At 34.1% G+C, this 6,494-nt stretch carries 8 protein-coding genes; 4 read left to right on the forward strand and 4 right to left on the reverse strand.

Annotated features, from left to right (window positions below):
• Together ACZ8ZH_RS20170 and repM are read right to left on the reverse strand one after the other, a co-directional pair.
• A partial coding sequence (locus ACZ8ZH_RS20170) for a plasmid replication DNA-binding protein (RefSeq protein ID WP_470247984.1) occupies positions 1-478 on the reverse strand: 478 nt, incomplete at its 3' end.
• 60 nt (positions 479-538) lie between these two features.
• Positions 539-1,456, reverse strand: coding sequence for a replication initiation protein RepM (gene repM, locus ACZ8ZH_RS20175; RefSeq protein ID WP_032049727.1), 918 nt, complete (start codon positions 1,454-1,456; stop codon positions 539-541).
• Positions 1,457-2,649: 1,193 nt separating this feature from the next.
• Between repM and ACZ8ZH_RS20180 the strand changes: the two genes are divergently transcribed.
• The 4 genes from ACZ8ZH_RS20180 to ACZ8ZH_RS20195 all read left to right on the forward strand — a co-directional run bounded on the left by ACZ8ZH_RS20180 (position 2,650) and on the right by ACZ8ZH_RS20195 (position 4,135).
• Complete coding sequence (locus ACZ8ZH_RS20180; RefSeq protein ID WP_087554567.1) at positions 2,650-3,036, forward strand: hypothetical protein; 387 nt, start codon at positions 2,650-2,652, stop codon at positions 3,034-3,036.
• Positions 3,033-3,203: a hypothetical protein gene (locus tag ACZ8ZH_RS20185; protein WP_470247985.1), complete on the forward strand. Its 171-nt coding sequence runs from the start codon at positions 3,033-3,035 to the stop codon at positions 3,201-3,203. Before ACZ8ZH_RS20180 ends, ACZ8ZH_RS20185 begins: the two co-directional genes overlap by 4 nt.
• Positions 3,204-3,338: 135 nt before the next feature.
• Positions 3,339-3,596, forward strand: a complete 258-nt coding sequence (locus ACZ8ZH_RS20190; protein WP_240295776.1) for a hypothetical protein — start codon at positions 3,339-3,341, stop codon at positions 3,594-3,596.
• 5 nt (positions 3,597-3,601) lie between these two features.
• Positions 3,602-4,135, forward strand: coding sequence for a hypothetical protein (locus ACZ8ZH_RS20195; protein ID WP_240295775.1), 534 nt, complete (start codon positions 3,602-3,604; stop codon positions 4,133-4,135).
• Between the two features lie 240 nt (positions 4,136-4,375).
• Here ACZ8ZH_RS20195 and ACZ8ZH_RS20200 read toward each other — a convergent pair whose 3' ends face one another.
• Together ACZ8ZH_RS20200 and ACZ8ZH_RS20205 are read right to left on the reverse strand one after the other, a co-directional pair.
• Entirely contained in the window at positions 4,376-5,248 is an 873-nt protein-coding gene (locus tag ACZ8ZH_RS20200) for a NotI family restriction endonuclease (protein WP_470247986.1), read from the reverse strand.
• On the reverse strand, positions 5,241-6,341 hold the full coding sequence (locus ACZ8ZH_RS20205; RefSeq protein ID WP_275890173.1) for a DNA-methyltransferase: 1,101 nt from the start codon (positions 6,339-6,341) through the stop codon (positions 5,241-5,243). The genes ACZ8ZH_RS20200 and ACZ8ZH_RS20205 overlap by 8 nt, the downstream gene beginning before the upstream one ends.
• Positions 6,342-6,494: the final 153 nt, after the last annotated feature.

Below are 6,494 nucleotides of genomic sequence, written 5' to 3' on the forward strand. Positions count from 1 at the left end.
TTTCTGTTTCGACCGGAGTAGTCAATCCGTCATCTTTCTGGCCTGGTTCTAGTCTAGGATTCTCTGTCATCTCAGAATGAACAGGAGGAGCAACTTTGTGCTCTTCTACCTCTGTTTTTGGTTGTTCAAGCTGACCTTTAAACTCAATTCTATGAGTCAAATCTTCTATGTGTTGCATCAAAGCCTTTTCTCTATGATTGGCTAAGTCCAATTGATTTTTGAGTAGAGAAATTTGATCTTTCAATACATTTTCAATTTCAGATTGAACACGTACTTGTACATCCTTTTGAACGTGTTCAGTACGTGTATTGGACTGAACACCGATAGGGTTACCATAGACCCTGATAAGTTCAGATAAATCTATAAGACCATCATGATCCCTTGATAATTCACCATTTTTTATAGCTTCATATATTGTTGTTCGTGATTTTTTAAAAGCTTTACTTGCGTCCATGACGCTGAATTTTGTTGTGTTCAATGTAATCCCTCAGTGCATGTACAAGGATGTTTAGATGAACATCCTACCTGAACATGAAGTTTATTTTGTACTAAATCCTACTTTTTTAAGATGTGGCAAAAGCTCTTCAAACTTCTCTTTATCTTTTAGCATTTCAGCAATTCGAACTGCAAATTGTGGGTAGCTTTCTGTACCTTGAGAATATTTATTCATGTCTGGAAGTTCAGAAAGTTTATTAGCAAAAAGGTGACGTTGTGCATCGGTCATTTTTGAGAAAAGTTCAAGTGAAGTTGAACTTTTAGAGGTGATCACTTTCTTTTGCTTAAATGTGAAAGAGAATCCTGAAATGTTACGGCCTTTTTTATGTTGCTCACATTTAACGTTAATGTCTGTGTGCTCATTAACTTGGGCAATAGCTAGATTTAACACTCGATCCTTGAAGTTTCCCATTCTAGTGTATTCATCATCGAGAACACCTATCTTCTGCCTGAACTCTGCTAGTTCAATAACAGGTGTTTGGCCAGTACTACGCCAAGCAATCAATAATTCGTATAAACGTACAGCGTAAGCACTACTAAGATCGCTAATCTGCTGTAGCTCATATTTTGTGAATTGTTCTTCTAAACGTGTAATAAGAGGCACGATTGCAGGTGCAAATATTAATTTTACTGTTGCTTCATCATCAATGTATCTAATTTCACTGACCCAGCGGCTTAGGACATTCTCAATATTTCCTCTTTTATTTACTTCTTGATAGCTAAATTGGCGTGCGAATAAGTCTTTACACGCATCTTTGAGAGCTTGATAAGCTGTTTGTCGTGCAACATTAAACTGGTTTACATAACTCTCTGCATGAACCTCTAATGGGTCATTTGCATTGATACCTCTGCCACTACCTCTTGCCTCGACAATGGCCAATAGGATTAAACGTTGTTCTACTAAGTCCAAATTATAGCTAGCATTTATTAGAGCATTATCTTTAACAACTAAATCCCGCATCTTATTTATCTACATTATTATTTATGAATATAAGTCTATATTAATAACTATGTAGATTTATGCAAGGTAAACGTAGTTAAATCTACAAAAAATATTATAAAGACTTATGGTAGGTAAACGTAGTCATATTGGTAGGTAAACGTAGTCATATTGGTAGGTAAACGTAGTCATATTGGTAGGTAAACGTAGTCATATAAGCTCTACAGGCCTTTAAAATAAAGGTGTTCAGCTAGTCTAAAAGCATTTAAAAACTTTAAAATTATTAAAAGCCCTGGCAAAGAAAAATTGCCCTTGGTTTTCGCTACGCTCAAACTCTGTTGAATCTCGCTTTCGCTCGATTCGTGGGGCAATTTTTTAGATCATCCTGTTGTGACTTTTAGAAAAAGCAAAAGCAACTCGGAATTCGCTTCGCTCATAAAGCTTTTTTACTCGCTACGCTCGATCTAGGCCCAATTTTCTGCATGTGATTTACGCTTATTTAGGCTTCACAGCCTAAAAAGCTGTTTTTCAGAGAGTCGAGGTGCGAATTTTGTTGCTTCGCTCGTAGACACTCGCTCTATTCATCCCGATTAGAACAAAAATAGCCTCTATTTAGCCCTCATTTGCGTTTTTTGACCTGATTACTCATTTCAATAGTAGATTCTATGTTTTAAGTAAAAATGTGGCTGAAATCGCATGTAAGAGCGTTTTAACGTGGGTTTTATTTTTGATCTGTAGGCTAGAGTTCCCGTTTATAGATTTTTCCCTTAGAAACACAATAGCCAGGATCTCTTTTGGTCAAGCACTATCTTTACTGTCAGTTAAGTCAATTAAATGGATTGGGAGCCGGTACATACCGGCAATTTTTGGTTCACACATCACGCATCTAAAGATAAAAGCTCCAAAGCCTTATGCTATAAGGGATACAGCGATTTTTCATCTGCCTGGAAAGCGTTTACGCTTTTAGCATGATTTTTGTTATCTTTCATAGACTTAGCTGTAAACACTTTTTATTGCGAATAAAGTGCAATATTTACTTACAAAACAATAAGATAGATTGTAATCACCTTTGTTTACGCTTTTATGTGAATTTCTCTTTTTATATTAGCTATTTAACCTGTAATCATTAAAACTTAACACAGTGTTTACTTATATTTGATAGTTACTTTTTAGAAATTAGGTGCTTAGATTGAAAACAAATGATAGGAGTTTTTATGAACAGTACTCGAACGGTTGCCGTCAGATTAGACAATCAGGTTGCACAAGAATATGAGCGTTTGGCTCAGTTGAAGGGCGATAAATTAGGGACTTATCTGCGGGATCTTCTGACCAGTAATTTACAGATGGCCAGTATTGAACGGCAGGCCAGTCGGATTGAAACAGTAGTGAATGATTTCGAAAAGCAGATTAACTATTCCCTCGATAAGTTTACTGAAGCCAATTATCTGAACAAAAAATTCTTTGAAGATTTTGGTGGAGTGTACATGATGCTACTCGGTACGCTTATGCATTTAAAAGTAGAAAGAGATGATATTCGCGGTATGCAGAGACAAGGAAATGCGTATGCCCAAAAGAACTATTTTGAAGGGAAAAAGCCATGAGCAATATTATTCAACTCTCTAAACCATGTGCTTTCTGTGATTCAAGGGACAACGTACAGCTTTTTGCAGGACTGATGCTTTGCGGAAATTGTCAGGAAAACATCCGGATCACTAATCCTGGCATGTTTGAGGTCAATGATCAGATTGAACAAAAAGCCCAGGATTAACCTGGGCTGCGTATAAGAGATTTTATGTTAAATATTTATGCGACACAGATAGTCGTATAGATGTAATTGTTTGATTGACTTCGCTTAATTAAAAATAGATTATTTGTATAGTTTTTAATTAATTAGGAAGATGAAATGTCATTAATTTCAGCTCAAGAAGCACGTGAAAATGCCGAGAAATTTAGTTTAAGTGCTGATGAAATACTAAAACAAGTAGCAAACTCTATTTCAGCTAATTCTAAAGCTGGTAACACAGAAATTATTGTAGGCTTTTTGGCAAAGGTTGTTGATCAAGCTGAGCTAAATTTTGTGGAAAAAAGTCTGAAAGAAAAAGGGTACACCGTTGAAATTTTAAATCACGGAAACAATGTTCATATTAAAATTAATTATTAATAGCCATGAATGAAAAAAATGTTTTAGATTTAGAGAAATATAAAGCTTTATATGAATTTCAAAAAAATCAGTTTGATACCATCAAAGCCCACTACAGTAAGTTAGAAGATAAAGCGATTAAGTATCTTACCTATACAACAGTATTTATCACGGCTTTCTCTTTAATTGCTAAGTATTACCTGATAGATCAAGAAGTAAGACCAAATATTTATATATTTTTACTAACATCATTTTATATTGGACTAACTTTTATTTTTTTATGTCTAGCGATAGGAAAGATTTTTTCTTGCTTACAGGTGAAAGAACTTTTCAGAGTTAATACTACGGAAGGAATGATAGATTATTTCGAAAAGTATAGTCGGGGAACCGTATATTTAGGGCTAGCTCATCATTATAAAGATGTAATTAAGTCATATTCTGAAGTGATTGATGAGAAGGCAGATCTATTACAACAAGCTTTTAAAAATATTAGAGATGCTGGTGGTTCATTAATCATTGTGATAATACTTGTGATTTTAAGTAAAACTTTAGGAATTTAAATAAATTGAGTAATGCTAATCAAGGTGAAGTTAAACCTGATTTTGTTCCTGCTCCTGCACCAGAACGAGATCAATTTACAGCTAAACCAACAAAACCAAAGTGAGATGAATGTATGAGTAATCAATCAGATGAACAAGTCAAACCTGACTTTGTGCCACCACCACCTTTAATTCGCATTGGTGAATCTCAAGAAATAAAAAAACCTCAAAAATAAAAAAAGGAAGCATAGCTTCCTTTTTTTATAAATCTAAAGTTAGAGAAGTATGCTCTGAAATTTTACTTTGGAGTAAAGCTATCAACGCTTCTAATTCAACCTTTGCTTCTGACTTTAAGCCTAGGCAGGTACCAATACCGTTAGCATCAGTACTTAATCGTTTGGATAAAGAGATCATAAAATCTTTTTTAGAATTATCATTTTTAAGTTGATAGGCATGTAAATGAAATGAATCAGCAATATCAGGATTTTCATTTAGATGATCAAATGAGAATTCTTTCTTCATATAGTCTAGAAGCACATCTTGAATGACTAATACCATTTTTTTGTTAATATGCTCAAAGGTTTCTACTTTATGATGCATTTGAACAAGAATAGTCTTTGCAGTCATTTTCCAGTTCATACCAAAGGGCTTTTTTTCAACCTCTATATTCTTATCTAAAATTTTTAACTCTTTTAATAAGTTCTGACGTTCTGGCCAAATTGTTCCTGTTGTGTCTAATGTTTGTAATTCAATTCCAACAAAATCTTTAACTTTCCCATCCTTTGCCGAAATAAGGAAAAAATCTACATTTCCTCCAGGAATCTTTACTTCTGGGACTAAATGTAATTCATTTCCTGGAGTATGACCTGTAAGGAGATGAATACAGTCTATAAATATCTGTTTTCTTTCAAGAAGTCGATTCGGGCAAATAATTGTTGATATTTTCTCTGCTTTTTTATCTATTGGGCTTGAGTATTGTAATGTACATGTCCCTATTGCAATAGATGGATCAGATTTTCTTGTTTTATAACATTTTTTCCTAGAATAAGGACATGTTTGATCTTCTATTGCTTGAATTAGCTCATTTTTATCATGAGTGGTTTTTAATCCAAAAATTTCTACAATTTTACTCATTAAGTACTCTACGTTTTGCTGTCTCTAGATAGCTTCTTGAAATATCTATACCAATAGATTTTCTATTCAAAATCTTAGCTGCTATACAAGTAGTGCCTGTCCCAACAAAAGGATCTAGAATAACTCCATTGATTGGGCAGGTGGCTAGAATTGGAATTCTACACAAATCAATAGGATAAGGAGCGAAGTGTTCTTTATTTTTTGACGAACTTTCAGGTAATATTTCCCATACATCGCTAGGTTTACTTCCTTCTGGATGATATTTCAGGAAATAGAATCCTTTGGTCAATAATTCTTTGGCACGACCAGAGACTTTATCGCTATTGGAATGAGTTGTACGATTTGCCCCTCTGATAACCATACGGAAATCAGAATATTTACCTTCTTTTAGATGTTTTAACATTTCATCTAATGCTTTGAATGCATTGTTTTTTTCTTCATTCGTAAGTTCTGTAGATAGCTCAATTTTTCTTTTATATTTTACTCCAGATACCCCAGTTGCAGATACGATACTTCCATTAACTACTTTACTTTGTCTTGGCTTAGACCTGATTTCGTCAGTACTGTAGAAGTATTTCGAGGGATCTTTTACGAAATGGAAAATAGTCTCATGAACATTCCCTAGTTTATCTTTAGAGTTATCCATGCCTCCTTTAACTTTATTCCAAATAACTTCGTTGCGGAGTACCCAATTTTGCTCATCTATTAATTTAAAAGCAAAGCGCCAAGGCATACCTAAAAGATGCTTATTCTTATATACATCACCTAAATTCAGCCAAAAAGAACCTGTCGGCTTCAGAACCCGTTTTAATTCATGTGTTATTTTCAATAAGTTTAAGAAAAAATCTTCTAATGTATTTTCTAATCCTATACCACCATTCTCATACTCTCTTTGGCTCCAATAAGGTGGCGAAGTGATGATCGTATCTACTGATTCATCTGGAATGCCTTTCAAGACTTCTAGGCAATCACCTAAAAAGAATAGTGGGTCAGTATCAGAGCTTTCTCTATATTTCTCAATTTCATGATCAAAATTATCCTCAATGATATTTAGAGTTTTGAGGAATAAATTGTGATTCTGGGGAGAGTTCATAGTAGCTACGAGAGTTTAGTGTTAGCACATATTGTATGTGATTTTTGGAAATACTATAGACCATAAAGCGTTCAATACGTATTTCAGTAAATAGGGCTAATTTATATCAGCATTGTTCAATACTGATATACCATGTATTTATGAATCCCTTTT

The organism is Acinetobacter sp. SW-226 (assembly GCF_055632855.1).